The following is a 26011-nucleotide window of genomic DNA, read 5'->3' on the forward strand; positions in this document are numbered from 1 at the left end:
GTGCGGTGCGGGTGCGGTGGTCTAGCCGGGCAACAGGGGGCCGGGCAGCCGGATCAGATCGCAGCGGTCCCTGCCCTGGAGCGCGACGACCAGGCCCGTGGCATCCAGGGCGGCGTCCACCGCGTGCACCGTGTATCCCCGCCACGGGACGGTCTGCCCGTGCAGCCACCTCCGGGTCGTCACGTCCCAGACCCGCAGGGCCGTCCGTTCGTCGCACACCAGCAGGACGGGGCGCTCCGGAGGCCCGGCGAAGGCCAGCGCCGTCACCTTGGAGACCTCGCCCGGCAGCCGCAGGGGGGCCAGCCCGAATCCGGCCGAGCAGTCCTTCACGTAGACGCCGCCGTCCGCCCAGGCCAGGACGGGGAACGACTCCTCGTCCTCGGGGTCGTACCGCTCCCCCAGCGTCAGATGGGCCTCGCGCATGGACGTGAGGGGATGCTCCGTCGCACGGCGCTCGTCGCCGTCCCTCCACAGCCGCAGGCCGTCGCTGAGGTCGGTGGCCAGCCAGTACGTCCCGTCCCGCATGACTCCGGCGTCGACGCCGACGCACTGCAGCCCCACCCACGCCGGTTTCCCGTCGCTCCAGCCGCCGGAGCCGTCCGCCGGCATCTGGGCGTGGACGACGCTCCCTCCGTCCGGGACACAGAGCCGGATCCTGGCCGACGAGGGGTCGACGACGAGCCCGAGGGACCGCACCTGCTCCCCGGTGTCCCCTCCGAGCCGGAGGTCGTACCGGGCCTCGACGGACAGGTCCACCTCGGACAGCCGCCACATCCGCACGGTGCGCTCCGCGGCGGCGACGACCGCCCACCCGCCCTCGGTATGCACCGCCGCCACGGCCGTCACGAGCTTCTGGTGGGTGAGCGTGGTGACGGGGGCGACGGCCGGGGCGCCCGGGACCGGACGGGACACCAGGACGCGGTCGCCCCAGGTGCGGCACAGGAGCGGTGGCCCGTGCGGCGCCTCGGCCAGCACGACCGCCGGTCTCTGGTTGCTCGCGCGCCGCCGGGTCCCGTGGCCGGTGTCCAGCGCCGAGGCCACGTCGAGCATGCGGATGTCGGGGCCGTCGGCGACGGCGAGAAGCCCCCGGCCGTGGGGCTCGAAGGCCATGGCTCCGTCGCGGGGCGCGGCCAGCTGGAAGGCGGCTTCCCGCCGCGTCCCGCCGACGGCCCAGACGCGGACGGTCACCTCCTCGTAGCCGGCGATGAGGAGGTCGTCGTCATGGCGCCCGAAGGCGAGCCCCCGGGCAGGGGATTCGAGTTCCCGGACGAGCCGTACCGTGGGTGGCGCGAGGGGCGCCGCCGGGTCCGTCTCGCAGCGCCAGACCCGTATGCGCCGTCCGTCGGCGACCGCGATCCAGCCGCGCCGCGCCTCGCCGTGAGTCCGTTCTGCCGACGGTCCGTGTCCTGCCCCGGAGGGCAACGGCTCGGCGAACGCCGTGGCGGCCCGGGCGGGGGCGTCGAGTGTCCCGAGATCCGTCGGTGTCCGAAGGAGCCTGTCGGCCCCCGTGGCGGCCGGCTGCACCTCGAACAGCTCGGCGCCGCTTCCGGCGGCCAGGACGAACAGCCGGGAGCCCATGGGCAGGGCGGCGAGCCGGTCGACGTCCAGGTGGCGGATGTCCGTCAGGGGACTGCCGTGCCGGGGCAGGTCGCTCTTCCAGGACCACATCCACATCCGCCGCCCGTCCGCCGCGAGGACGACGGTCTCCGAAGCGCGCTCGCCGGCGGCCAGGGCTCCCACCGCGCCGCCCCAGCGGTAGACGTGGTCGGGCAGCCGGGATCCGGAGCTCCAGAAGTAGACGGCCCCGGCGTCCCGGGCGACGGTCGTCCGGTGCTGTCCCGTCCCCACCTCCCGGGCCTCGGTCAGGGCGCTCTCCCGTTCGCCCGACGGTCCCCGGGCACGGCGGGTCATCAGCCGGGCGCCCGTCTCCGGGTGCAGGACCAGGAGTTCCCCGCGTCCGCCCGCGGTCAGCGTGTCCCCGAGCAGGGGGTCGGCCGCCCCCGTACGGGCGCGCCAGCTCAGCGCCACGGCCCCGCCCTGGGGAGCGGCGCGCCGCCATTCCACCGGCTCGGGACTCAGGTCCGTCCAGTACTCCTGCCACGGGAGGAATCCGTCGGTCCCCGCCAGCGCCCGGTAGGCCCCGTCCCGATGGCTGACGAAGGCGGTGGCCCTCATCAGCGCCTTGCGGGCCAGCAGGGCGTCCGGGGAGGGCGGGAACGACGACGAGCCGAAGGAGCCGGCGACCCGCCCGTAGAGGGCGGCCTCGTCGCAGTCCCTGGCGAGGGCGGCCGCGAAGGGGAGCATCACGTCCGGGTCGGTCCGCAGCAGGAAGTCCACGTCCTCGAAGAGGCCGTACAGCTCATCCGGCCCTGCCTGCGCGGCATGGGATCCCAGGTAGGCGGCGGTGTACGCGTCCGCGTCGCTCCAGTCGCCCGTGACCTGGGCGCGCAGTGCCTCAAGGACCTTCCGGTGGGCTTCCTTGGTACTGAGCCCCGCGCCGGTGAGGAAGAACTCACCGTAGCTCGGGTGGGCCAGCTGATGGATCGTGTACGCCCTGCTGTCACCGTGCCGAGCCGTCTGTACGGTGACGATGCCGCCGCCGGCTCTCCCGCACACCTCCCGCAGGTCGCCGAGGGTGAGCTCCGAAGTGTCCGGGTCCCGCAGGGCGTTGGCCATGGACAGCCAGGTCCGCCCCGGTGGCAGGCCCGGTCCTTGGAGCACGGCCAGGGCGCGGAGGACTTCGTGCGCGCGTCCCGCGCCCCGCTGCCCCTGGAGGTGGCGCACCTCCTCGGTGAGCCGCTCGTGCAGGTCCATGCCGCCGGACCTCATCCAGGAGGCCGCCTCCTGCTCGGTGACGGCCCGGGACCGGCGGGCGAGTTCCGCCGCGGCCAGCCGTGCCACGAGGAACGAGCCGTGGCTGCCGTCGGCGATGAGCCGGGCGGTCGTGTCCCTGCTCTCGGTCCTGTCGCGCCCCTGGTAGGGGGAGCCTTCCGTGTCGAGCACCGACAGGGCCATGTCGGTGATGCTCCGGCGTGCCTCCTCGTCGTCCCCGAGGACCACGGGGCCGACGCTCTGGTCCAGCGTGTCCAGGAGCGACTCCTCGTCGGTGGGCGCGGTGGTACGTCTCCTGGGCTGCGCCCGGGTGCCCACGACGACGCGGACGCCCGCGAGGCCTGCCAGCGGGTTGAGCAGGTGCCGGGCGATCTCGTGCGCCTGGTCCGGCAGCGCCTCGTCGAGAGCGTCGAAGAGCAGGTTGAGGGAGCCGACCCTGGTCACGAGGGTGTCGACGGCGCGGCAGCACTGCTCCGGGGTGACCGGCCCTTCCGAGGACGGTGGCGCCTCCATCTCCTCGAAGTGCGACAGCACCTGCCACAGGGCGGTGGTCAGCGAGTGGACCGAGCGGCCCCGGCAGCTCAGGGCGGCGTGCACCGTGCCGGTCCTCGGCAGGGTCGCGGGATCGGTCTCCGCACCGAGGGTCTCCCGCCGTTCCGACGTCGAGGTCAGGGCGATGCGCCCGAGCAGAGCGGTCTTCCCCGTCCCCGCCAGGCCCGTCACGGCGAGCAGCCCCTGCGGGTGGGTGTCCATCCACCGGACGATCCGCGCCAGGGCGCGCTGCCTGCCCGCGAAGTGGCGGCGGAGATGCCCGTCCTCGCCGAGCCCGAACTGGTCGGTCTCGTCCCAGGGTTTGCGTCCCACGAGCGTCGCGGGGGTGTAGATGCGGCGCTCGCCGTCCCGGAAGTGCGGGTTGAGGAGGAAGCTGTTGGGGAGCGAGCGGACCTCGGTGAAGCCCGGGCGCTGCGCGGGCTCGTCCAGGCCGGAGGCCGCCGCTTCGGCGTCCACCGCGTCCCGCAGGTACGGCAGGGGCAGGTAGAGGGCCGAGGTCTCGAAGGGGCGGGCGTGGTCCGGTGCGACGAACTCCGGCTTGACCAGGGCCTCCTTCAGCCACTTCACCCAGCGGCCTTCGGCGACCTGCGCATCGAACCCCGAGGTGCCGATGACGGCGAAGCCGGCCTGCCGGTGCTGCCGCGCCCAGTTCACGCTCCGCTGCTCCAGACCGAGCGCGTGACGCAGAGCGGCGGTGAGGTTGTCGTGGGAGGAGCAGGCGTCGATGATCAGCAGGGTGTCGGTCTCGCAGTCGGGACGCAGCAGACGGTCCACCAGATCGGTGAGCGGCAGGGCCCGTTCCGGATCGAAGCGGCCGGACTCCCAGCTGTCGGCGCAGGCGAGGAAGTACCCCCCGGGTCCCCGGTGGACGCCGTGGCCCGTCCAGTAGAGGATCTTGCGCTCGGCGTCGTGGGCGAGGAAGTCCGCAAGACCGTCCCCGAGTCGCCTACGCGTGGCCCCTCCCCGGTCGAGGGCGAGGTGGTCCCCGAAGCCCAGCTGCTCACGGGCGATGCCGGCGAACTCGTCGCGGACGTCCGCCAGATACGGCCGCCCCAGCTCCTGCCGCCTGCCCTCCTCGGGATGCGCGTAGGCGGACACCGCCACGGTGCCCACCAACGACGCGTGCCGGCGCGCGGACTTGACCATCGACAGGTGGGTTCCCACATCACTCCGTATCATGAAGGTGTCTGCGGCAATGGCTCTGGCCTGTGCCAATGGAGCTTACTTGAGGGGAAGTTGACGATGAACAGGGACAGGTTCACCGTGGTCTCCCGGGAGACCGGCTGTCACATCTACGAGGGTGACGGCACCCGTCCCATCCTGGAGGAGAACGTCCGCGTCAAGTACCGGCCGCAGCGCGTGGAGTTCCCCGTGGAGATCGCCGACTGGCGGCACGCCATCGAGGCGGAGGAACTGCGCAAGGCCGCGCGCGGGTTGCCGCATCGCTGGAACAACGACCGATTCGCCGTGGAGCGGGTGGTCCTGACGCGGACCCATGTGGAGGAGGTCGCCGTGGTCTCCCTCTCCCTCCAGGACGCCGACTACTACGACTTCCTCACCACGTCCCTCAACCTCGGGCGCCGGCAGGAGAACGGCCGGACCCTGCGCGAGCAGTACCTGGAGAGCCAGGACCCGGTCCACGCGCCGGCCTGGATGAACTGCAGCTTCGGGGTCAACGTGGCGGTGGAGACCGGCAAGGACGGGAAGATGCTGTTCTCCCGTCGCAGCAGCCATGTGGCCGGGCCTAACAGTTCGCGGTGGAACTCTTCCGCCAACGAAGGCCTGGCCCGCAAGCACGACCTCCCCGAGGACGCCCGTCCGATCAGCCTCCACGCCGTGGCCCGGCGGGCCCTCCAGGAAGAACTCGCCGTCCACGCCACCGACGCGCTCGACCTCGAACTCCTCGGCTTCGGCCTGGATCTGGACAACCACCAGTGGGCGGCCTTCTTCCGCGCGGTGCTGCCCGACCTCGACGAGGAGGCCCTGCGGCTCCGCTGGACGCGGGGCGTCACCGACAAGTGGGAGCACGACCGCTTCGAGTTCGTCCCCGCCGACCCGGTCTCCGTACTCGGTTTCATCGCCGACCAGCCGGAGGACCGGTGGTCCCCCTGCGCACCGGCCCTCTTCTACCTCGCGCTGGTCCGCGGTGCCGTACGCCGCGAGGGGGGCGACCCCGCCGCCCGCTTCCTGGTCGAGAGGGCCGAACAGGAAGTCATCGCGGCCAGGAACCTGTGAGCGGGTTGCGCGCGTGACGGGCCCGCCCCCGCCAGGCCGGCCCTGACGCGGCCGATCACTCACCGGGCAGCCGCCTCCCCCGGCTCCCCGGAGCACGCACGCGGGCGCTCCACGGGGGCCGGCCCCAGGTAGCGCGGCGGTCTGCCTGCCCAGATCTGATGTCCCGGAACATCGTCCAGGACGAGTGATCCCATGCCGACGACGGCCGACGGTCCCACACGAGTGCGCTCCCGCACCTCGACACCGGCCCCGACGTAGCCGTCCTCCGCCACCACCACCCCGCGCCCGAGGAACACCTGGGCGCCGATGGTGGAGTAGTCGCCCAGCCCGACGTCCGCGGCCATCATCGCCTGGGGCCGCACGATCACGTGGTCGCCGATGGAGACCCCCGGGAGCGCGCACACCATGGGCATCACGACCGCGCCGCGCCCGACCGTGCAACTGGGGTCGATCACCGCCGTGCTGTGGACGACCGTCGCGTAGCGACGGTCGTCCAGCCCCAGCGCCTCCACGACTCTGCGGCGCGCTCCGTGATGGTCGATGTGGCAGATCGAGACGACCAGCTGCGCCGTGGGATACCGGTCGACGGCCCGCAGACATCCGAGGACGGGCAGGCCGTCGACCAGCGAGCCGTGGAGGGCCGTGTCCTCGTCGATGAAGCCCAGCACGTTCCACCGCCGACGCCCCGCCTCGTCGACGTCCTGGGCACACAACGAGGCGATGGCGCGCCCCATGCCACCGGCACCGACGACCAGGAGGTCGGCCGCCCGCGGCCGCGGAGCGGGGCGCCGGCGCCCGACGAGCAGACCGGGCCGCACCTGCTGACCGAACCTGAGCCTGCGCGACATGACTCCCCCGATTCATGACGAGTGCCTGGTCGACGCAAGTGTCCTTCGTTCTCGGCGTCCGGGCGAGAGGGCCCAAGGAAGCCAGGCGACATCGCCATCAGGCTGCCGCCACGGGTCGCGCCCGGCCGCGGGCGCCCGCCCCCGGCCCACGCTCCGGGCCGGTGGCGGACGCCGAGGTCGCGTCGTCAGGAGACGGTGATGAACCGGGCGGTGCTCGGCACTCCTCGGGCATCCAGGGCGAAGAGCATGTAGGTGCCCGGCAGGACCACGCCCTTGTCGGCCGGGATGGACACCGTGTACGTGCCGGTCCCCGCGGCCTCGGACACCAGCGGGACGCGCCGCTGGTCGTTGTCCGTGGAGTGCGTCGCGGCCGCGGCCCTCATCAGGACGAAGGAGGCTACCGGCCCCTCGGCACCGACGGTGAGCGAGGTACCGGCGGCGGCCCGTGGCGGTACGCCGCCGGTGATGACGGGACGCGGCCTGGGCGAGCCGTCCGCGTTGAGCAGGTACGGCGGTGTGAACACGGACCCGTCGGCGTGGTTGGTGGCGCAGTCTCCGCACAGGCCGCCGCCGCCGGAGAAGATCCGGCCGTCGGGCAGCAGGTTCGCCACGCTGTGGTAGTTGCGCGGGATGGCCATGGTGGCGAGCGGGGTGAAGCGTCCGGTCGCCGGGTCCCACAGCTCGGGTGTCAGCACGGACGTGGCATCGCTGAACGGCACGGGGTACGACTGCCCGCCGAACACCGCGACCTTGCCGTCGGGCAGGACGACGCTGTTGCCGAAGGCGCGGGCGTTGTCCATGTCACCCGTGCGCAGGGACCGGACCTGATCACCGTCGATGCTCACGGTGTACGCGCGCCGGGTGGCGGGCGTCCTCTCGTACGCGGGCGAACCGCCCAGGGTGAGCAGCTTGCCGACGTCGTACGCGACGGCGTTGCCGGTCATGGCGTCCTGGCTGTCGGCCCGGGTGCCGGCGGAGGTGATGCTCCCGTTCCCGCCGGTCGTGATCCAGTTCATCTGCTTGCTCGGGCCCAGCTGGAGCACCTTGCCGCCCGAGGTGGCATACAGCCACATGTGGTTGTCGGCGCGGTAGGCGCCGGCCGGGTCGGCCGTCAGCGCCGGGCCGGCGGGGACTCCGGGGAGCTTGCGCCAGGTGCGGGTGCCCGGGGACCAGACCTCGCCGGCCTTGTCGCCCGTGGCTCCGCTCCAGGATCCGCCGAGGACGAAGGCCTCGCCGGTGGAGAGCAGGGTCATGGCCTGGTAGCCGCGGGCGATGTTCATGCTGGTGGTCACGGACCAGGCGTCGGTGGCCGGGTCGTAGATGCTCGCCTTCTCCGCGTTGCTGCCGCCGGTGACCAGGACCCGGCCGTCGGCGAGCATCGCTATGCCCGGGCAGAACATGTCGTGGCCGATGTCGTCGATGCGGCGCTGGGTGACCTTGCCCGTCTTCAGGTCCAGGATCGCGGTCTGGGTGTAGCCGTTGCTGCCGCCGAAGCGGTCGACCGCGTACGCCGACCAGGCCAGGAGTTTGTCGCCCGGCAGGACGGCGGTGGCCACCGGGACCAGGGGGAAGCCGGTGATCCGGCTCCAGGAACCGTGGGCGGCCGGGTCGGCCGGTCCGCTCAGCCGTATTTCGGCGGCGGAGGCCCAGGGCCCACGATTGCCGGCCTCGCCCGTCACGGTCAGGCGTATGTACCGGGCGCTGCCGGTGCGGGTGAAGGTGGCGGTCTTGACGGTGTCGTCATCGCGCCAGGTACCGACGGAGACCGGTGCGCCGAAGGTGGTGCCGTCGGTGCTGGTGGTGACGGTGTACGCGCCTGCGCGCCCATTCATGCCATCCCTGCGGGGCTGGTAGACGAGAGCGGAGACGGCCGTCGTGCGGTGCATGTCTATGGTGATGCTGTGCGGCAGCGGGGCCGGGGGCGTCCCCGACCACCTGCTGTGCCAGATGGTGGTGGCGTCGCCGTCGAGGACGTTGGCCGCGCGTCCGTTCTCCTTGACGGTCTCCTCGTCGCTCGCCGTGGCCGTCCATCCTGTCCGGGGCAGGTCGACGGTGGCCGCCGGGGTTCCGGGGTCGCCGAGGAGGTCGAGTTCCGCGGCAGAGCTCCACGGTCCGCGGTTGCCGGCCTCGGTGACGGCGGTGAGCCGGACGAACCGCGCGCCCTGCGGGGCGAATCCGAGGGTCTTGGCACCGCCGTCGTCCGCGAGCGTGCCGGTGGCGACCGGACTGCCCCAGTTCCGGCCGTCGGCGCTCACGCTGATGCGGTACTCCCCGACGCGCCCGTTGACCCCGACCGAGCGGGGCCGGTAGACGAGCGCCGAGACCACCGCCGTGCGGTGCATGTCGACGGTGATGCTGTGCGGCAGCGGGGCGGGGGTGCCCGTCCACTTGCTGTGCCAGATGGTGGCCGGGTTGCCGTCGAGGACGTTGGCCGCGCGCCCGTCCTCGCCGACGGACTCCTCGTCGCTCGCCGTGGCGGTCCATCCGGTCCGGTCGAGCACGGGCGCCGCCGGCTCCATGGCGTTCGCCGGGGCCACGCCGTGGTGCGGCGACACCTTCGCCGTCTGCTGCTCGAAGGCCCCCGGCGCCGGCCGGGGCGTCGGCCCGCGACCGCCCGGCCCCGTACTCGCCACTCCGAGCCAGGGGGTGAGCCCGACGAGCAGCGAGCCGAGGGCGAAGGCGATGAGCAGAGGAGAGCGGCGGAACACTCCGGCAAGGGTGCGGAAGCGTCTGGACTGCAATCGGACCTCCTGGGCGAACCGTGAAGCGCTACGGGCCCCTAGAACGTAGGTCAGAACGTCTCAACTCGACTTCGAATCAGTGGGGTTGGCGTAAACCCGCGCAAGCCGCACCCCAGAACCACGCCCTCCGCCAGGCTCGACGGTGTCGGCTCGGCCAGACCCTCCACCCGCGCCACAGACAGACGGGCGGCGACCGTCGCGGACGGCAGATCCGCCTCTTCGGCCGGGGGGCTCGTCACCGATGGCCGGTGACTGCCCCGGGCCCCGGACGCTACCTAGCCCGATCGCGGCCGCTCGCTGACCGGTGAAGGCGAGTCGGACCCCAAGTGGTCCCCAAAAACGAGTCAGGGGCCGTTTCAGATTGCTCTGAAACGGCCCCTGACCTGCGACTCTTTCGAGTCGGGACGACAGGATTTGAACCTGCGACCCCTTGACCCCCAGTCAAGTGCGCTACCAAGCTGCGCCACGTCCCGGTGCTCGTCGTCCGCGGGTTTTCCCCGCGTCGGCGTGCAGGAGAAACACTACCTCACTCCGGGGGGTGGGCTGACGCACGGGCTGTCACCCCTGTCGCGGCGAGGGTGTCTGCGCCGCAGGTGGCGGCCAGGGTGGCCGCTCGGGCGAGGGCGGCGGGGGAGCCGGTGGCGTGGGCGAGGTCGAGGTGGGCGCGGGCCTCCTCGTAGCGGGACGGGGAGGCGGCGAGGTGGGCGACGGCGCGGGTGAGGAGGTCGCGGGCCTTCGGTGGGTCGGCGAAGAGGGCGGCGCAGCGCAGGGCCTCACCGAGGGCCGTGGGGGTGCCGAGGCGTTCGGCGTGGGCCATGGCGTCGGCGGCGATCCCGGCCGCGCGGGCCGGGTCGACCGGGGCGAGGGCCCTCGCGAGGTCGAAGGGCCAGGGGGCCCAGACGACGTGGTGCCGGCCTCGGGTGGTCAGTGCCTCCGCGGCCTCTTCGAGAGTGCGTACGGCTTCCTCGGCGCGGCCCTCCGCGAGCAGCAGCCGGCCGAGGACGCTGGGGCCGTCGGGCAGCACGATCGCGCCCGGCCAGGGCGGGCCGAAGGCGTGGCGGTCGGCCACGCTCCGCGCCTCGGCGGTGCGGCCGCGGGCGAGGAGGGTGTCGATCAGGAGGCAGGCGGTGTCCCAGTGGACGGGGAGGCCGTCCCCGACCCGGTCGGCCAGGCGCAGCGCCTCCTCCAGGTGGTGCTGGGCGCGGGGCAGGTCGCCGCGGCGTCGGTGGACCAGGCCGAGGAGCGCGTGGGCGAAGGCGAGGTGGGCGCCGCTCCAGCCGGAGATCTCGAAGGCCCGGACCGCCTCGGTGAAGAGGGCCCGTGCCCGGTCGGGCCGGTCGGCGAACACGTACGCGATGCCGGTGAGGGCCGGGATCTCGAAGCCCCAGGTGGGGTCCGTCCAGCCGAGGCCGCGGGCCGGCCGGCCGTCGACGAGGGCGCGGTCGCAGAGGCGTACGACCTCGGCGGCGGGCTCGCCGCGGAGCATCGCGTCGAAGCCCCGGACGGCGAGCAGCGCCCGTTCGGAGTTGTCGGCGCCGGTGAAGCCCGCGGTGAGCTCGACGAGGCGGCGGGAGCGGCCCGGGCCGTCCTCTTCCGCGGCCTGGAACCCCTCGTACATGAAGTGGGCCGCCTGCAGGCGGCGCCGGCCGGTGCCCGGCGGGGTGCGGGCCGCCTCGGCGGCGACGGCCCGCGCCGCGTCCTGGAGCTGGTTGTTGTGGGCGAGGGCCTGCGCGAGCCGGTACGTCGCGTCGGTGCGCAGCGTGTCGTCGAGGCCGGGCAGGTCGAGCGCGGAGCGCAGGTGCAGCACGGTCGCGGCCGGTGCCGTGAGGAGGGACGCACAGCCGAGTTCGTACAGGACCCTGGCGTACGTGGCGGGGCCGGGCGGCTCGGCGAGGGCCCGTTCCAGGCAGCGGCGGGCCGCGTCGGGCGCACCGACGGCCAGGTGCTCGACGGCGGCTGCCCGGAGCCGGTCGACGACCTCCTCGTCGTCGTCCGGGTGGACTTCGAGGAGGTGGCGGGAGGCGGCCACCGGTCCGTGGCCCGCTTCGGTGAGCGCCCAGGCGGCGCGCCCGTGCAGGGCGGTGCGGACGCCCGTCGGCACCGAGCCGTAGACGGCGCTGGCGATGAGCGGGTGCGCGAACTCCAGCGGGCGGCCGTCGGGTGCGTTCCGGGCGGGCGGCGCGGTGACGATCCTGGCCCCGCGGAGGCGTTCCGTGTGGTCGGCGAGCTCCCGCGCGTCCATGCCGGTGAGCTGCGCGAGGAGCTCCGGCGTGCTGTCCGCGCCGAGGACGGCGACCGCCCAGGCGAGGCGGGTCGGGCCGCTGCCGAGCGCTTCGAGGCGGGCGACGAGGCCGCCGCCCCGGGCGCCCGCGGCGAGGCCCCGGAGGAGGCCCGCCGTGCCGGCGACGGGTTCGAGCGTCCGGTCGCGGACCTTGGCGAGGAGTTCGACCGTCTCGTACGGGTTGCCCGCGGTCACCGTCCACAGCTCCTGGCAGAACGGCTCGTCCGCGTGGTCGCCGAGCGTCTCGCGGGCGAGCTCCGCGGTGGCCTCGCTGGTGAGGGCGCAGAGGCCGAGCGTCAGGAGGGCGCGGTCCGCCAGTGCGGCGAGCGGGTCGGTGCCGTCCGCCCTGTCGCCGGCTTCGCTCGGCAGCGGGCGGTGGGCGAGGACGACCAGGACCGGCAGTCCGTGGTCCTGTCGCGTGCGCGTGAAGGCGTCGAGCCAGGTCAGCGTCTCGGTGTCGGCCCAGTGCGCGTCGTCCACGAGGAGGACCGGGGGCCTGTCCCGCAGGCCGTCCGCGAGGCGGTCGAGCAGCCGGACCAGTCCGTCCCGTACGCCCTGCGGGTCGGCCGGCGCGGCCGACGGCGAGGGTGGCGGGGCGAGGCCGAGAGCCGGGGCGACGAGGTCGAAGTGCTCGCCGAAGAGGTGCCGGACGCCGTCGGAGCCGTAGCCGTCCAGGGCGGGCTGGAGGAGCCGGCGGGTGAGGTGGAAGGGGACCTGGGTGAGGGTCTCGCCGCCGCGTGCGGTGAGGACCGTGCACCGGTCCCGGGCCATGCGGTGGATCTCGGCGAGGAGGGTCGTCTTCCCGACGCCCGGGTCGCCCCTGAGGACGAGGACGCCGCCCCCGGCGGGCCGGCCGGCCGTGGCCGCGGCGACGAGCGCGTCGACGGCGTGACGGGCGGCGGCGAGCTCCGGGCCGCGCTCGAGCAGGGCGCCCCGCTCCGGGCGGGCGAGGGCCGGGAACGCCCCCGACGACCCTGCGGGCCGCGGCTGTTCGGGTTCCGACGGCACCGGTGACTCACTCCCCCCACAAGAGCTACGGTCACGACGCGGCCCGCCTGGTCCGTGCGACCCGCACGGCCCCGGGAAGCGTCGGGCCGACGAGCCTACCGCTCCTGATCGTCCCGGGGGCGACAATGGGCGGGTGGACGGGACGACGCGGGATCGCGACGAGGAGGGCCGGGCGCGGAGCGCCCGCCCCCGTGACGGGCTCGGCCGGCCCTTGCCGTACGGGGCCGAGGGAGTGCCCCGGCAGCCCGAGGGCGTCGTGCGCACCCCCGGGGAGACCGTGCGCGAGGCGCAGCGGCTCCTCGACGCCGGGATGCCCTTCCACGCCCACGAGGTCTTCGAGGACGCCTGGAAGTCGGGCCCGGCGGCGGAACGCGATCTGTGGCAGGGGCTCGCGCAGCTCGCCGTCGGCCTGACGCACGCGGCGCGCGGGAACCGGGAGGGTGGGGCGCGGTTGCTGCGCAGGGGCGCCGACCGCCTCACCAGCCGGTCGTGGGAGCGGGCTTCCGATGCGGACGACACCACCAACGGGACCGCGGAGGAGACCGCGTCGCGAAAAGCGGCGTCGCAAGAGGCCGCGCACGAGAGCCCGTACGACACCCAGGCCCCGTACGAGACTTCACGTCCGGGCGAGTCCCCGTACGGCATCGATCTCGGCGGACTCGTCGCGTGGGCGCGGGAGTTGGCCGGTCGGGCCGAGGCGTCCCCCGTCGCGGTCGACGCCGCCGCCGAGGCGCCCCGGTTGCGCAGACCTGGCGCCTGAGACCCGCTACTCCCCTGCCCGCGCGGCGAGTTCGCGTTCCAGTACGGACGTGTGGCTGGCCGAGGGGTCCTTTGCGGCCGTGAGCAGCGTGACGGTCTCCCGGGCCGCGATCTCCCGGAGCCGGTCGAGGGCCGCGGCGGCGTCGGGGGCGGCGAGCTCGGCCTCGTACCGCCGGCAGAACTCCACGTACTCCCCCTCGGGCCCGTGGTACCAGCGGCGCAGCTCGGTGGAGGGCGTCAGGGCCTTGGGCCACTCGTCGATGTGGGCGTCCGTCTTGGCGAGCCCGCGGGGCCAGAGCCGGTCGACGAGGACGCGCACCCCGTCGTCCGGCGACGGGGTGTCGTAGATCCGGCGGACGTGGACGTGGGGGTTGCTCGGAGGCATGCCTCCAGGGTGCCGGACGGACCGGTGGGTCACCTCTCGGCGCGCAGCGCCGGAAGGAGGACGGCGTCCACGAAGCCACTCATGGTCGAGGACTCGGCGAACCGCTCCTCGAAGATCCGCTCGATGCGGAGCATGCCCATGAAGCAGGGCGCGACGAAGGCGATGGCGGGGTTGTCGGCGGCGACCTCGCCGCGCTCGACCGCGCGCGCCACGACCGCGTCGATGGCCGCTACCTCGGGCGCGATGACGGTCTCGCGCAGCGCGGCGCGCAGGTCGGGGTGCTGGATGAAGGCCTGGGCGACGGCCTCCATGAGCTCCGCGTCGCGCTCGCGGTGGGAGGCGGCGATACGGGCGGCCTCGCGCAGGTCCCCGGCGAGGGAGCCGGTGTCGATGCCGGTGAAGACGGTGCAGCGGCGCTGGGCGAGGGCGGCGGTGACGAGCTGCGGTTTCGTGCCCCACTGGCGGTAGAGGGTGGCCTTGCCGCACTTGGTGCGGGCCGCGACGCCCTCCATGGTCACCGAGTCGTAGCCGCCCTCCCTGAGGAGGCAGATCACCGCGTCGTAGAGCTCCGTCTCACGCTCCGGCGTGATCTTGCTGCGACGGGCTGCGGCGGTCGCGGCCTGTGTGGACATCGAATCCTCCCGGACGCCTCTTTCTCTGCACATACGAGAGTAGGGGGTGCACAATCGAGACGCAAACGTATCGAGACGCTTGCGTCTCGATGAATTCGGATCTAGGCTCACTCCGTTTGCTGGCGATTTGACGGATTAGAGGGGCCTCGCGATGGCTGCCGGGATACGCGGGACACGAGGACGACGTCCTCCAGGACCGGGGACGACGGCTACCCCCGGCCCCGATGAACCCGAGGGACCCGAGGGACCCGAGCCCAGCGCAGACGGCGAAGGCCGCGAAGCCGCCGTCAGACCGCCGCTCCTGCGCGAATTCGTGCTCGTCACCGCCCTCTTCCTCGTCTACAAGTTCGGCCGGCTCGTCGCCAACGGCCACGAGGCCCGCGCCTTCCGCAACGCCGACCTCGTCTGGGACGCCGAGCGCGCGCTCCACCTCCCTGGCGAGGGAACGATCCAGCAGCTGCTGATGCACGGCGAGCCGTTGATCCGGGCCGCCAACACCTACTACGCGGCCGTGCACTTCCCCGCCACCGTCGCCTTCCTCGGCTGGCTGTACTGGCGCCGCCCCGCCCACTACCTGTGGTCGCGCCGCGCCCTCGCGCTCCTCACCGGCGCCGCGCTCGCCCTGCACCTGCTGATACCGCTCGCCCCGCCGCGCATGCTCGCCGCCACCGGCCTCGTCGACACGGCGCGGGTGTACGGCCCGTCCGTGTACGGGGCCACTCCCGAGGCGGACTCGATGGCGAACCAGTTCGCCGCCATGCCGTCGCTGCACTTCGGCTGGGCCCTGATGGTCGCGATCGGCCTGATCGCCGCCACCCGCTCCCGGTGGCGCGTGCTGTGGCTGCTGCACCCGCTGCTGACCCTGCTCGTCATCGTCGGCACCGCGAACCACTACTGGTTCGACGCGCTGGCCGCCGCCGCGCTCCTCTGCCTCGCGCTGTTCGCCGTCCGGGCCCCGGGCCACGGCAGGACGGCGCCGCCACCCCTGCCCCGGCAGCGCGACACGACCGCCCTCCCGGCGGGAGTCCTGCGATGAGCCCCGCCGCCGGCACCGTCCTCGCGGTGCTCCTCTCCCTCGTATCGGCCGCCGGATACGCGCTCGCCGCCGTTGCGCAGTCCCGGCTGGCCGCCTCCTCGGCGCCGGACGGACGCGGGGCGCTCCGCGCACTCCTCGCCCGCGGGCAGTGGTGGTGGGCGGTCGGGCTCAACGCCGCCGGCGCCCTCGCCCATGTGGCCGCCCTGCACTACGGGCCGCTGACCCTGGTCCAGCCGCTCGGCGCCCTGACGCTCGTGGCGGCGCTGCCGCTGGGCGCGTACTGCGCGCGCCGGCGCGTGACCCGGACCGAGTGGCGCGGCGCGCTGCTGACCCTGGGCGGGCTCGTCGGCCTGGTCGCGATGACCGGACCGGCGGAGCCCGGCGAGGCCCTCAGTCTGCGCGAGGCCCTGATCGTCGCCGCGGCGACGGCCCTCCTGATCACCGCGCTGGCCTCGGGCCGGCTGCCCCCCGGCCGCGGCGGCGCACCCGGCGCCGTCGGAGGCGGAGGCGGAAGGCGGGGCCGCGGGCTCGGGCACGCGACGGCCTCCGGCATCGCGTCCGGCGTCGGCTCCGCCCTGACGCAGACCCTGACGGCGGCGCTCGCGCTCGAACTGCCCGGACGGGAACCGGTCTGGTGGCAGACCGCGCTGCTCGCGGTCCTCATCTCGGGCTTCGCCGTGGGCGGCCTCCTGCTCTCCCAGGCCGCCTACCGCGGCGGGCTCGCGGCGCCGCTGGCCGTCGTCAACCTCTCCAATCCCGCGGCCGCCGCGATCATCGGGGTGGCCCTGCTCGGCGAGACCTTCCGGGCGGGCGCCTGGGGCTGGCCGGTCGCGGCAGCGGCGTCGCTGGTCGCGGCGCGCGGCGTGGTGCTCCTGACGAAGGGCGGCGCACCCGTCCCCGAGACACCCTCGGCCTCCCCGTCCACAGTCGTGGCGGGATCGCTGCCGGTGCCGCCGCCCCGGGGCACCGAACTCCCCTCGGCCCTCCCCTCCCCTCTCCCCCTTCCTCTCCCCCCGCCCCTCCCGTCACCTCTCCCCGAGACCTCGCTTACGTCACATTGACGAAAAGCCGGAGAACCCCCTATCGTCAGCATGACGACAAGGGGGTTCCCATGGCTGACATCACCCGGCGGTCCGGCTGGCGGCATCTGCGCTCCGCGCCCACCGCCCACATCCGCCACCAGCGCCGCGGACAGCTCGTCCACGACGGCGAAGGGCTGAGCTTCTGGTTCCGGCCGCGCACCGCCGCCCTCTCCGAAGTGCCCGTGAACGACCGCGAGCTGGCGATGGCCTTCCACGCCCGCACGGCCGACTTCCAGGACGTGAGCGTGCAGTCCACCGTCACGTACCGGATCGGCGACCCGGGCGCGGCGGCCACCCGGCTCGACTTCTCGATCGACCCCGACACCGGCGCCTGGCGCGGCACGCCGCTGGAGCAGATCGCCACCCTCCTCACCGAGACCGCCCAGCAGCACGCCCTCGACGTGCTCGCCCGCACCACCCTCGCGGCGGCGCTCGTCGACGGGGTGGCGGCCGTGCGCGACCGGATCTCGGCGGGCCTCGCGGCCGAGCCGCGCCTGCCGGACACCGGTATCGAACTGGTCGCGGTCCGGGTGGTGGCGATCCGCCCCGAGCCGGAGGTCGAGCGAGCCCTGCGCACGCCCGCCCGTGAGCAGATCCAGCAGGAGGCGGACCGCGCGACGTACGAGCGCCGGGCCGTGGCGGTCGAGCGCGAGCGCGCGATCGCCGAGAACGAGCTCGCCAGCAAGATCGAGCTGGCCCGCCAGGAGGAGCGGCTCGTCGAGCAGCGTGGCACCAACGCACGCCGTGAGGCGGAGGAGAGCGCCGCCGCCGACGCCGTACGGGCCGAGGCCGAGGCCGCACGCCAGGTCCGGCTCGCTCAGGCCGAGGCCGAGGCGGCGCGCGTGGTCGGCGAGGCGCGCGCGGGCGCGCAGTCGGCGTGGCTGCGGGCGCACGGGGAGGCGGATCCGGCGACGCTGCACGCCCTGGCCGTGACCCGGGCCGCGGAGAACCTGCCCCGCATCGAGCACCTGACGCTCTCCCCCGACGTGCTGACCGGGCTCCTCGCGAAGCTGGCCGGCGGCGAGGGCGGGGCCCGGTCGTGAGCCTCGCGCCGCGCGCGGTTCTCGTGCACCGGACCACGGAGTACGAGGAGCTGCTCGCCCGGCACGGCACGCACGGCCAGGCGGCGTTCTTCCTCTCCGCGCGCGGCCGTTCGGTCGAGGCGGTACGGGAACGGCACGAGCGCGTCCACCGGGCGCTCGCCGAAGTGGCGGGCGCGGTCCCGCTGTCGTGGCGGCAGACCCGGGTGGAACGCGCCGACCTGGACCGGTTCCTCTTCGGGCCCGAGGATGTGGTCGTCGTGGTCGGCCAGGACGGTCTCGTCGCCAACGCGGCGAAGTACCTGACGGGGCAGCCGGTGATCGGCATCGACGCGGACCCCGGCCAAAACGCGGGCGTCCTGGTCCGCCACCGCGCGGCGCAGGCGCGGCGGCTGCTGCCGTACGCGGTGGGGGCGGGGGCCGCGGTCGACGAGCTGACGATGGTGGAGGCGGTGACCGACGACGCGCAGCGGCTCCTCGCGCTGAACGAGATCTACGTCGGCCCGCCCGGCCACCAGACCGCGCGCTACACCCTGGGGCTCGACGGCCCGAAGACACAGACCGGCCCGGAGACCCCGGCCGGCCCGAAGACACAGACCGGCCCGAAGACCCAGGGCCGCCCGAAGGCCCAGGACCAGGCTCAGGAGTCCGAGGCGCAGGCCTCGTCGGGTGTCCTCGTCGGCACCGGCACCGGGGCCACCGGCTGGCTGCGCTCCCTGTGGGAGCAGCGGTCCAGCGCGCTCGTCCTGCCCGCGCCGGCCGACGCCCGGCTGGCGTGGTTCGTCCGCGAGGCCTGGCCCTCGCCGACGACCGGAACGAGCCGTGTCGAGGGTCTCCTCGACGCGGGCCAGGGCCTGCGCCTCACCGTCGAGTCGGACCGCCTGGTGGCCTTCGGCGACGGCGTCGAGTCGGACGCCCTGCACCTGACGTGGGGCCAGACGGTCCGGCTCGCGGCTGCGGAGGACCGTCTCCGGCTCGTGGGCTGACGGGCGCCGGACCCGGCAGTCGGCCGGTCCGTCGACCCACCGCTCCGGGCGCGGCCGGAATCGATCGGCGCGTGCCGGAGCAGCCTCACGGCGGCACTATGCTCGCCCCACCCCTGGCCCGCCTCCGGTGCTCACCCGGCTCCGCTGCCCGAAGGAACTCCATGGCACCCGCCTCCTCCGGTTCGCTGTCCGTCGCCCCCGCCACGCCCGAGGACTGGGCGCTCGTGTGCTCCTGGGCGGCCGAGGAGGGGTGGAATCCCGGACGCTCCGACGTCCCCGCCTTCTTCGCGCAGGATCCGGACGGCTTCTTCCTCGGCCGCGTCGACGGGGAGCCGGTGTCCGCCATCTCGGTCGTCAACTACAGCGACACGTACGCCTTCCTCGGCTTCTACCTCGTCCGCCCCGGTTTCCGCGGCCTCGGCCACGGCCTGGCCACCTGGCGGGCCGCCCTCGCCCACGCCGGCGACCGGTCCGTCGGGCTCGACGGGGTGCCGGCCCAGCAGGACAACTACCGGCGCTCCGGCTTCAGCACGGCGTACCGCACGGCGCGCTTCGTGGGCGAGGTCCCGGCGCCCGACCGTCCGGTGACCGGAGTGGTGCCCGCCGAGCAGGTCGACCCGGCCGCCCTGGCCGCGTACGACAGCGCCTGCCACCATGCCGACCGGCCGCGTTTCCTCTCCGCCTGGCTCGCCACGCCCGGTCACCGCGCGCTGGTCCGGGTCGTCGACGGCCGGCCCGTGGGGTACGGGGTCGTCCGCCCCGCGCGGGACGAGGCGCGCGTCGGACCGCTGTTCGCCGACACCCCGGCGGACGCGGCGGCCCTGCTCGACGCGCTCGCCGCGGAGGCGCGGGACTTCGGCGCGGCGCGGATCGCCGTCGACATGCCCGAGGCGAACCCGGCGGCGGCGCGGCTGGCGCTGGAGCGGGGTCTGGAGCCGACGTTCGAGACGGCCAGGATGTACACGGGGCCGGTCCGGCCGGTGGCGCGGGAGCGGGTCTTCGGCGTCACGACGCTCGAACTCGGCTGACGCCTCTAGCCCGCTCGCTCCCCGCTCGCCCCTCACTCCCCGCTCGCTCCCCCTCGCCCCTCGCCCCTCGCTCACCCCTCATTCGCCCCTCGCTCAGCCCCTGCTCGCCCCCGTGATGCGCAGGCCACCCCCAAGGGGTGGACCGGCCTTCCCCGGCCCGCGCCGGCCGTCCCGGCGCGCGCGTCCTCCGATGCGTCCGCACCGCCTCCACCAGCGGAAACGTCGTACCGAGGAGGGCCTGACGCGCACCCGCCGTGCGCCCGCCCCGCCGGTCCCCCTCGCCCTCTCCCGGACCCCCTCCCCCGGACCCCCCGCCGCCCGGTGAGGGGTGACAAGGGTTTTCCCCGTATCGGGTTCACTCCCCCGTTCCCTACTGTCCTCCGCACCGGCAGATATCATCCCCCGACCGCACCCTGACAGGTGCATGCGGAGGGTGGTGTCCGCCGGGGACGGCCTTGACCCGGGCCGTCGCGCCGGTGGCGGCGCACGGGCTTCCCCAAGCCCAGGGACCGACGGACAGCGACCCCACTTCGCGCCGTGTGTCCCGCGCCGCCGCCACTGCTCCGCAGTTACGTCGTACTCGAAAGGGCCACACCTTGAACGGTTCCAGGCGGAGAGTCATATCCGTGGTCGCGAGCGCCGCGATCCTCGGCGCCGCTGCCACCACCGGGGCGTTCGCCGCCGCCCCGGGCGCTGCCACCCCGAAGCCGGCCCCGGCTTCGCAGACGATGGGGGCGCTCCCGAGCGCCCCGGTCGAGAAGGTCATCGTCACCTACAAGAGCCAGGCCGCCGAGGCCGGTTCCAACACCGCCGCGAAGAGCGACACGGCCGAGAAGGCCGCGAAGACGGGCGAGACGCTCTCCTTCGAGCGCCGCCTCGCCGGCGGTGGCGCCCTGGTCGACCTGGGCGACAGCGCCACCAAGCAGGACGTGACGGAGGTCATGGACGCGTTCCGCGCCGACCCGTCCGTCGCCTCGGTCGAGCCCGACATCCGTGCCTACGCGATGGCCGTCGCGCCGAACGACACCGACTACGCCAAGCAGTGGGACCTCTTCGAGCCCACCGGCGGCATGAACGTTCCTGCGGCCTGGGACAAGACCACGGGCTCCGGCGTCACCGTCGCCGTCATCGACACCGGCTACGCCGCCCACTCGGACCTGGCGACCAACATCGTCTCCGGTTACGACTTCATCTCCACGTCCGCCGACGCCCGCGACGGCAACGGCCGCGACGCGGACCCGAAGGACGAGGGCGACTGGAACGCCACGGACGGCGAGTGCGGCACCGGCTCGCGCGCCTCCAACTCCTCCTGGCACGGCACCCACGTGGCCGGCACCATCGGCGCCGTCACGAACAACACCAAGGGCATCGCGGGCATCGCGTACAACGCGAAGATCCAGCCCATCCGCGTCCTCGGCAAGTGCGGCGGCTCGTCCGCCGACATCGCCGACGCCATCACCTGGGCCTCCGGCGGCAGCGTGCCGGGCGTCCCGGCCAACGCGAACCCGTCGAAGGTCATCAACCTCAGCCTGGGCGGCGCCAGCGCCACCTGCCCGAGCGTCTACCAGACCGCCATCAACGGCGCCGTCTCGCGCGGTACCACCGTCGTCGTCGCCGCGGGCAACAGCAACGCCAACGCCTCCGGCTTCACCCCCGCGAACTGCTCGAACGTCATCAACGTGGCGTCGACCAGCCGTGAGGGCAACCGGTCGTACTACTCCAACTTCGGCACCAACATCGACGTGGCCGCGCCCGGTGGCGAGACCCGCCGCGCCACCGACACGCCCGGCACCGTCACCACCCCCGAGAACGGCATCTACTCCACGCTGAACTCGGGCACGACGACCCAGTCGGCCGAGAACTACAAGCCCTACCAGGGCACCTCGATGGCCGCGCCGCACATCGCCGGCCTCGCCGCGCTGCTCAAGTCGGCCAAGAGCACCCTCACCCCGGCCGAGATCGAGTCCGCGATCAAGACCAACGCCCGTCCGCTGCCCGGCACCTGCACCGGCGGCTGCGGCACCGGCATCGCCGACACCGCGAAGACCGTGGACGCCGTCACCGGCACCACCACCCCGCCGACCGGCACCGTCTTCACGAACGCGACGAACGTGACGATCTCCGACAACACCACCGTGTCGTCCTCGATCGCCGTCACCGGCCGCACCGGCAACGCTCCCGCCGCCCTCAAGGTCGGCGTGGACATCAAGCACACCTGGCGCGGGGACCTGGTCATCGACCTGGTCGCTCCCGACGGCACGGTGCGCAACCTGAAGGCGTCCTCGTCCTCGGACAGCGCCGACAACGTCGTGGCGACCTACACGGTCGACGCGTCGAGCGAGGTCGCGAACGGCACCTGGAAGCTTCAGGTCCGCGATGTGGCCTCGGGTGACACCGGCTACATCGACTCGTGGAACCTCACCTTCTGATGTAGCACGGATCCCCTTCCGAACCACCCCCCACATCAGCATTCTTGCTGGTCAGCGACGCGCTCGTGGTCTATACCACGGGCGCGTTCTGGCGTGTCGCGGCCTCACCGGCCGGGGACGCCGTGTCCGTATGCCGGACAAGGGGCCTGGACTCCACGGCGGGGCTCCGTATCCTCTGCCCACGGGGCTCTTGGGCCGGGGGCCCGAGCGCCGGAGGTGTGGACAGTGACGACAGCACCGCAGCGCCCCCTGCGCCCCGCCGGCGTGGGGGGACCACCGGCACCCGTGGGCCGCGAGGAACTCCTCGCCCGGCTGGAACGCGTCCTGCATACACGGGGCCGCGCCCTGCTCACCGGACCCGCCGGCGTCGGCAAGACCGAGCTCGCGCTCGCCGAGGCCGCCCGCGCGGAGGCGCGCGGCGAGACCGTCCTGTGGCTCGCGACCCTGCCGTCCGACCGCGAGATACCCGGTGCAGCGGCCGCCGCGCTCGTCGCCTCCGTGGCGGCGACGGTGAACTGGCCGGGCCTCGGCTCTCCCGTACCCGAGCCGTCCGATCCGTCCGACCGCCCCGACCGGTCCGACTGGCCCGATCAGTTCGATACGTCGGATCCTTCGGCACCCGCCGGACGGTTCTCGCCCGGCGTGCTCGCCTCCGGCGTCTTCGACGAACTGCCCGGACCCCAGCGCACCGCCGTCGCCATGCTCTGCCGCGAGGCGCCGATCGACGCGGGCGGCTGGGACCCGATCGCCCTGCGCCTCGGCATCGCCCGGATCCTGCGCGCCCTCGCCTGCCGCGGGCCCGTCCTGCTCGTCGTCGACGGCGTGCAGTACATCGACGCGGACAGCGCCGACCTGCTGCGCTTCGCGCTCCATCTGGCCCCGCCCGCGCTGCGGGTGGTCGCCGTCGAGACGCCCGAGCCGTACGGCGGGGACCACGAGCCGTACGGCGAGAGCCATCGGGCGGCCTTCCGCCCCGAGGACCCGCACGCCACGCACCTCTGGGTGCCCTCGGAGGCGGACGTCCTGCTCGTCCCCCCGCTGCACGCCGACGAGATCGCCGAACTCCTCATCCACCACCGCCTGCCCTCCCGGATGGCCGGCCGCATCCACCGCGCCAGCGGCGGCAATCCGCGGCTCGCGCTCGCCGTGGGCCGCTCCCTCGCCGACGCCCGTACCCCGGTCCACCACGCGGAGGCGCTCACCCTGTCCGGGCGCGCCCGCGACCTGGCCCGTCAGCTCCTGGGCGCCGCGCCCCTCCCCGTACGCGAGACGCTGCTGCTCGCGGCGCTGGCGCTGCGCCCCTCGGCGACCCTCGTGCGCCGGGCCGGCCGGCCGACCGCCGAGGCGGACCTGACGGCCGCGGAGCGGGCCGGTCTGGTGTCGCTCGCCGAGGACGGCTCGGTGACGTTCACCGCCGGGCTGCTGCCCTCGACCCTGGTGCACGACGCCTGCTGGGCGGAGCGGAGCGCCGGGCACGCGGCTCTCGCCGAGGTCGTCGACGACCCGGTGGAGGCCGTACGCCACCGGGCCCTCGCGACCGACAGCCCCGACGAGGACCTCGCCGCCGAGGTCGCCGCCGCCGCCGATCTGGCCCGGGGGCGCGGGAACAGCGCGCTCGCCGCCGAACTGGCCCTGCTCGCCGCCGAGTCGACGCCGGGCCGGCACGGCACGCGGCGGATCGCCCGGCTCGTCGACGCCGCCGAGGAGGCCGCCCGCGCGGCGCGCGCCGACCTCGCGATGCGGGCCGCCACCGACCTCCTCGCCCGGGACGCGGCACCGGCCGACCGGGTGAGGGCACGGCTCGCCGTCCTCGACACGGCGGGCCAGGGGCTGACCGGGCTCGACGAGATGTACGTGCACGCCATGGAGGACTCCGAGGGGGACACCGCGCTGCGGGCCGCCGTACAGCTCCGGCTCGCCGTCAAGTACGTGCTCGCGGACGGCGATCCGGAGCGCTCACGGACGGCCGCCGCCGAATCGGCCGCGCTGGCCGCCTCGATGGGCGATCCGCGCACGGCCGCGCAGGCGCTGACCGTGCAGGCGCGGATGGAGCGGGCGCTCGGCTCACCGGACACCGATGCCGTACTCGCCCAGGCCCGGGCGCTGGAGTTGGCCGAGCGGCCGCTCGGCATCCGCAACGCCGCACAGATCCTGACGATCCGCCACGCCCTCTTCGACGGCCGGCTGACGGACGCCCGTGACGAGCTGAACGCCCTCCTCCCGCTGGTGCAGCGGCGCGGCACGGTGGAGGACGCCATCGAGCTCCTCAGCACCCTCGCCGAGATCGAGTCCCGGCTCGGCCCGTGCGCGGCGGCCCTGGCGCACGCCGGGCAGTCGCTCGCCCTCACCCTGGAGGCGGGGCTCTCCCCCGGTCCCGCCTGGTACGCGCTGGCGCTCGCGGAGACCGCGGGCGGCAGCTTCGCGCGGGCGGCGAGCTATGCCCGCCGCAGCGTGCAGGCCTCGGAGGAGGAGGGCGACCGGGTCTTCCTCTCCCGCAGCCGGTACGCGCTCGGCCGGGTCCAGCTCGTCAACGGGGACGTGGCCGCCGCCCTGGAGACCCTCCGACGCGTCCAGGCCGACGAGCGCGCCCAGTCGACCGTCGACCCGTCGATGCTGCGCTGGCACGAGGAGCTGGCCGAGGCCCTGCTCGCCACCGACGCCGTCGACGAGGCCCTCGCGGTCCTCGCCGAGGTGCGCCCGGTGGCGGAGCGGCTCGGGCGCGACACCGTCCTCCTGGGCTGCGACCGGGTGCACGCCCTCTGCCTCGCGGCGGAGGGGCGTACGGACGCGGCGGCCGAGCTGCTCACCGGGACGGCCGAGCGCTTCGGCCGCGCCGGGCTTCCGCTGGAACGCGGCCGGGCGCTGATCGCGCTGGCCCGGGTGGAGCGCCGCAGACGGCGCAGGTCGGCGGCGCAGAGCGCCCTGCACGAGGCCGCCTCGGTGTTCGAGCGGGCGGGAGCGGCGCCGTGGCTGGCCCTGGCGGGCGAGACCCCGGCGGGCGCGGCGGGCGAGAGTCCCGGCGGCGGCTCGGGCGGCGAGGAGACGCTGCCCGCGCTCTCCACGCTCACGGAGGCCGAGCTCCGGCTCGCCCGGCTGGTGGGCCAGGGGGCCAGCAACCAGGAGGCGGCGGCGAAGCTGTACCTGAGCGTGAAGACGGTGGAGGCACGGCTGACCCGGATCTACCAGAAGCTCGACGTGCGCTCGCGCGCCCAGCTGGCGACGGCGCTCAGACCGTGAACGGCCGCTGATTGACGAAGTCCGGGCCCGGCGAGCCGGTCAGATGGAGGTTCGGACTCTGGGTCGGGGGCAGTCTGCGCTGGATCGCCCGGTGGAACTCCCGGTAGCCGCCCTGGAAGGCGCCCCCGTCCCACACCTCCAGCAGGGCCGCGGTGAAGGCTCCGTTGACGTCGCCGTCGGAGGCGGTCTGGTTGTCCTGGCAGGCCCCGACGAGCAGGGCGTCCGGCTCGGCCCCGTTCTCGGGGGCGTCCTCGGCGAGCGAGCGCCGCAGCTCGTCCAGGAAGTCCCGGTCTCGGTCGTACAGCTGTCGCTGCTGCGGTTCGGGCAGGTAGCGGCCCCGGTCGCCGTCCGCGCCGCCGGGGACCTCGATGCTGCTGCCGCTGTGGCAGCAGTCGAAGAGCGCGACGATCCGTACGTCGTCGGCGAAGGCGCGGAAGGCCCGCTGCACCTCGTCATCGAGGAACTGGCGGTCGTAGAGGACCAGGGTCTCGTCGAGGGCGTCCGGCTCGTCGTCCGTACCGGACTCGTCGGGCACCTGCCCGCCGTGGCCCGAATAGGTGAAGAGCAGGATGTCGCCGGGGCCGAGCCGGGAGGCGGCCTCGCCGAGGACCGAGGTGACGTTGGCGACGGTGCCGTCCGGGGTGAGGAGGACGGTGGTCTCGAATCCGGCGGTGCGGGCGATCCGCGCCATGTCGTGGGCGTCGTTCTCGCAGGCGACCAGGGTGCCCGCCCAGCCCTCGTAGCGGGCGGGGTCGACCTCGTTGAGTCCTACGTGCAGGGAGAGTCCGGTGGCCATGGGGTGCCTCCTGGTGCGGAGGGAGGGATGGATGGGGATCGAACGGGAGGGGGTCGGACAGGAGAGGATCGAACGGGAGGGGCCGGCACGGGAGAGGATGCCGG

At 74.3% G+C, this 26011-nt stretch carries 16 protein-coding genes and 1 tRNA gene; 9 read left to right on the top strand and 8 right to left on the bottom strand.

Annotated features, from left to right (window positions below):
* Positions 1 to 21: 21 nt before the first annotated feature.
* The gene (locus tag DEJ46_RS05425; protein WP_223834521.1) at positions 22 to 4548 is read right to left on the bottom strand and encodes an ATP-binding protein; all 4527 of its coding nucleotides are present in this window, start codon (positions 4546 to 4548) and stop codon (positions 22 to 24) included.
* A gap of 78 nt (positions 4549 to 4626) precedes the next feature.
* On the opposite strand from DEJ46_RS05425, the gene DEJ46_RS05430 reads away from it, so the two are divergent.
* Positions 4627 to 5619 carry a translation initiation factor 2 gene (locus DEJ46_RS05430; protein ID WP_150264428.1) on the top strand — a complete coding sequence of 331 codons (993 nt, stop codon included), beginning with the start codon at positions 4627 to 4629 and terminating at the stop codon, positions 5617 to 5619.
* 59 nt (positions 5620 to 5678) lie between these two features.
* Here the strand turns inward: DEJ46_RS05430 and DEJ46_RS05435 are convergent, their stop codons facing one another.
* The 4 genes from DEJ46_RS05435 to DEJ46_RS05450 form a co-directional block, all read right to left on the bottom strand.
* Positions 5679 to 6467, bottom strand: coding sequence for a NeuD/PglB/VioB family sugar acetyltransferase (locus DEJ46_RS05435; protein WP_223834522.1), 789 nt, complete (start codon positions 6465 to 6467; stop codon positions 5679 to 5681).
* Positions 6468 to 6652: 185 nt separating this feature from the next.
* Positions 6653 to 9208 (bottom strand): discoidin domain-containing protein, encoded by a 2556-nt coding sequence (locus DEJ46_RS05440; protein WP_223834523.1) that lies wholly within the window; start codon positions 9206 to 9208, stop codon positions 6653 to 6655.
* A 399-nt stretch (positions 9209 to 9607) separates the two neighbouring features.
* Positions 9608 to 9681: transfer RNA gene (locus DEJ46_RS05445), tRNA-Pro, on the bottom strand.
* A 53-nt stretch (positions 9682 to 9734) separates the two neighbouring features.
* Entirely contained in the window at positions 9735 to 12416 is a 2682-nt protein-coding gene (locus DEJ46_RS05450; RefSeq protein ID WP_150274136.1) for an ATP-binding protein, read from the bottom strand.
* 214 nt (positions 12417 to 12630) lie between these two features.
* Between DEJ46_RS05450 and DEJ46_RS39680 the strand changes: the two genes are divergently transcribed.
* The gene (locus tag DEJ46_RS39680; RefSeq protein ID WP_223834524.1) at positions 12631 to 13257 is read left to right on the top strand and encodes a DUF309 domain-containing protein; all 627 of its coding nucleotides are present in this window, start codon (positions 12631 to 12633) and stop codon (positions 13255 to 13257) included.
* Between the two features lie 6 nt (positions 13258 to 13263).
* Here the strand turns inward: DEJ46_RS39680 and DEJ46_RS05460 are convergent, their stop codons facing one another.
* Both DEJ46_RS05460 and DEJ46_RS05465 read right to left on the bottom strand, forming a co-directional pair.
* Positions 13264 to 13641 carry a DUF488 domain-containing protein gene (locus DEJ46_RS05460; protein ID WP_150264429.1) on the bottom strand — a complete coding sequence of 126 codons (378 nt, stop codon included), beginning with the start codon at positions 13639 to 13641 and terminating at the stop codon, positions 13264 to 13266.
* A gap of 29 nt (positions 13642 to 13670) precedes the next feature.
* Positions 13671 to 14273 carry a TetR/AcrR family transcriptional regulator gene (locus tag DEJ46_RS05465; RefSeq protein ID WP_150264430.1) on the bottom strand — a complete coding sequence of 201 codons (603 nt, stop codon included), beginning with the start codon at positions 14271 to 14273 and terminating at the stop codon, positions 13671 to 13673.
* Positions 14274 to 14586: 313 nt separating this feature from the next.
* Between DEJ46_RS05465 and DEJ46_RS05470 the strand changes: the two genes are divergently transcribed.
* The 7 genes from DEJ46_RS05470 (at position 14587) to DEJ46_RS05505 (ending at position 25111) form a co-directional block, all read left to right on the top strand.
* The gene (locus DEJ46_RS05470) at positions 14587 to 15309 is read left to right on the top strand and encodes a phosphatase PAP2 family protein (protein WP_411757721.1); all 723 of its coding nucleotides are present in this window, start codon (positions 14587 to 14589) and stop codon (positions 15307 to 15309) included.
* Positions 15306 to 16370, top strand: coding sequence for a DMT family transporter (locus DEJ46_RS05475; RefSeq protein WP_150264432.1), 1065 nt, complete (start codon positions 15306 to 15308; stop codon positions 16368 to 16370). The genes DEJ46_RS05470 and DEJ46_RS05475 overlap by 4 nt, the downstream gene beginning before the upstream one ends.
* A gap of 50 nt (positions 16371 to 16420) precedes the next feature.
* Entirely contained in the window at positions 16421 to 17434 is a 1014-nt protein-coding gene (locus tag DEJ46_RS05480) for an SPFH domain-containing protein (RefSeq protein ID WP_150264433.1), read from the top strand.
* Positions 17431 to 18417 (top strand): hypothetical protein, encoded by a 987-nt coding sequence (locus tag DEJ46_RS05485; protein ID WP_150264434.1) that lies wholly within the window; start codon positions 17431 to 17433, stop codon positions 18415 to 18417. The genes DEJ46_RS05480 and DEJ46_RS05485 overlap by 4 nt, the downstream gene beginning before the upstream one ends.
* 161 nt (positions 18418 to 18578) lie before the next feature.
* Entirely contained in the window at positions 18579 to 19445 is an 867-nt protein-coding gene (locus DEJ46_RS05490) for a GNAT family N-acetyltransferase (protein ID WP_150264435.1), read from the top strand.
* A gap of 728 nt (positions 19446 to 20173) precedes the next feature.
* Positions 20174 to 21874: a S8 family serine peptidase gene (locus DEJ46_RS05500; protein WP_150264436.1), complete on the top strand. Its 1701-nt coding sequence runs from the start codon at positions 20174 to 20176 to the stop codon at positions 21872 to 21874.
* 225 nt (positions 21875 to 22099) lie between these two features.
* Positions 22100 to 25111, top strand: a complete 3012-nt coding sequence (locus tag DEJ46_RS05505; protein ID WP_150264437.1) for a helix-turn-helix transcriptional regulator — start codon at positions 22100 to 22102, stop codon at positions 25109 to 25111.
* Here DEJ46_RS05505 and DEJ46_RS05510 read toward each other — a convergent pair.
* The gene (locus DEJ46_RS05510) at positions 25101 to 25907 is read right to left on the bottom strand and encodes a caspase domain-containing protein (protein WP_150264438.1); all 807 of its coding nucleotides are present in this window, start codon (positions 25905 to 25907) and stop codon (positions 25101 to 25103) included. The genes DEJ46_RS05505 and DEJ46_RS05510 overlap by 11 nt on opposite strands.
* Between the last annotated feature and the right edge of the window lie 104 nt (positions 25908 to 26011).

Source organism: Streptomyces venezuelae, from assembly GCF_008642375.1.
Lineage (GTDB): Bacteria > Actinomycetota > Actinomycetes > Streptomycetales > Streptomycetaceae > Streptomyces > Streptomyces venezuelae_G.